The sequence below is a fragment of the Hymenobacter lapidiphilus genome (assembly GCF_003417065.2).
Classification (GTDB): Bacteria; Bacteroidota; Bacteroidia; order Cytophagales; family Hymenobacteraceae; genus Hymenobacter.
In genome coordinates this window covers 1-404 of record NZ_QVLT01000082.1, presented here as the reverse complement: position 1 = coordinate 404, position 404 = coordinate 1, and the positions used below count along the sequence as shown (strand labels likewise).

1 protein-coding gene is annotated in these 404 nt (G+C 62.1%); it reads left to right on the top strand.

All coding sequences use genetic code 11. The features are described 5' to 3' along the window. Window positions 1-327 (top strand): hypothetical protein (locus D0N36_RS19295; RefSeq protein ID WP_116943430.1); only part of this gene is annotated, 327 nt, incomplete at its 5' end. Between the last annotated feature and the right edge of the window lie 77 nt (window positions 328-404).

The window sequence follows — 404 nt, the reverse complement described above, 5'->3', positions numbered from 1 at the left end:
GCGCGCGACGACGGCCGCTACGCCAACTCACCATTGAAGCCTTGGTTTGAAAGCCTGCACAGCGGCTACGGGCAGTGCTGCTCGGATGCCGACGGATATGTGGTCGCCGATCCCGATTGGGAGTCGGATCACGGCCATTATCGCGTGCTGATCGACAGTGAGTGGGTTGTGGTGCCGAACGAGGCCGTGATCACCGAGCCGAACAAGATCGGGCGAACCATGGTGTGGAAGCACTATATCGATGGCCATCCACGGGTGCGCTGCTTCATGCCGGGCAGCGCGCGACGACGGCCGCTACGCCAACTCACCATTGAAGCCTTGGTTTGAAAGCCTGCACAGCGGCTACGGGCAGTGCTGCTCGGATGCCGACGGATATGTGGTCGCCGATCCCGATTGGGAGTCGG